2 protein-coding genes are annotated in these 1,308 nt (G+C 35.7%); both read left to right on the top strand.

Annotation, left to right across the window (positions count from 1 at the left end; translation table 11 throughout):
* Positions 1–40 precede the first annotated feature (40 nt).
* Positions 41–412, top strand: a complete 372-nt coding sequence (locus B5X55_RS18610) for a transposase (RefSeq protein WP_029446265.1) — start codon at positions 41–43, stop codon at positions 410–412.
* Positions 412–1,269: an IS3 family transposase gene (locus B5X55_RS18605; RefSeq protein WP_159447569.1), complete on the top strand. Its 858-nt coding sequence runs from the start codon at positions 412–414 to the stop codon at positions 1,267–1,269. Before B5X55_RS18610 ends, B5X55_RS18605 begins: the two co-directional genes overlap by 1 nt.
* The last annotated feature ends 39 nt before the right edge of the window (positions 1,270–1,308 follow it).

Here is a 1,308-nt window from a genome sequence, read left to right as displayed (position 1 = left end):
TGACCCGTCCTGAAATATGTATACAAAACACTTCAAGTATATGTATAAAAATGATGGATATGTAAGACGTTATAGCGAGAGCTTTAAACTAAAGGTCTTAGCAGAACTTACCAAAGGAAACCATTCCAAAAGACAAATTGCATTAACTTACGGGATACAATCCAGTACTATAAACGTATGGATCAAAAAGTATGATCGTAAAGATTTAATGAACACCCGTGTAACAGTGCAAACAGACGACGAACTTTCCCGTATCAAAGCCCTGCAAAAAGAGCTTAAACAACTTAAGGACCTTCTTATCAAAAAGGACTTGGACAAACTGGTGACCGATAGTTATCTTGAGGTCGCTGCTGAAAACTTGGGCTATAGAGATGTGGAAGAATTAAAAAAAAACTTAAACATAAAGCCCTAATGAAAGTAGCACCAATAAACCGTAATAAAAGACTGTTTCCCATTGGTACTATCTGTAATGCTTTTGATTTGAAAAGAGATGCATATTACAAATACCAAAAAAGGTTTGCAATCAAAAAACAGATAGAACAAGATGTAATCGGGCTTGTTCGAAAAAGTAGAAGAACACTGCCTAGGGAAGGTACCAGAAAACTCATGAAATCATTAAAAGATGAGTTTCATAAGTACGACCTCAAAGTGGGCAGGGACCAGCTATTCCGAATCTTAAGAGAGAACAGGTTACTCATTAGAAGAAAAAAATACTCTTCTAGAACCACCAATTCTTATCACAGGTTTTATAAATATGACAATATCATAAAAGACCTTGAAATCAACAGACCTAATCAGGTTTGGGCTTCGGACATAACCTATATCAGAACCATTAAAGGTTTCTGTTACCTAGCCTTGATTACCGACATGTACTCACGCAAAATAGTTGGGTATGACCTAAGTGATAGTTTAGAACTAAAAGGCTGTGTAAGGGCTCTTAATAAAGCCATTTACAATGCCAAGAACATTGACCGGCTTATTCATCACTCCGACAGGGGTATTCAATATTGCAGTAATGTGTATACTCAAATATTGAAAAGAAAGAAAATAGAAATCAGTATGACAGAAGAGAACCATTGCTACGAAAACGCCCTAGCCGAAAGAGTAAACGGTATTCTAAAAGATGAATTCTATCTTGACCAAACCTTTACCAGTGTGGTCCATGCTAAAAAAGCAGCCAAAAACGCAATCAAGTTATACAACTCTAAAAGATTGCATTTATCTTTAGATTATAAAACACCTAATTACGTGCATCAATATGCCGCTTAAAAATAATATTAATCTGTAGCCGTATTTTAGGACGTGACA

This window comes from Maribacter arcticus (assembly GCF_900167935.1).
Taxonomy (GTDB): Bacteria; Bacteroidota; Bacteroidia; order Flavobacteriales; family Flavobacteriaceae; genus Maribacter; species Maribacter arcticus.
The sequence above is the reverse complement of the archived record's forward strand: the minus strand, read 5'-3'. Positions and strand labels throughout refer to the sequence as shown.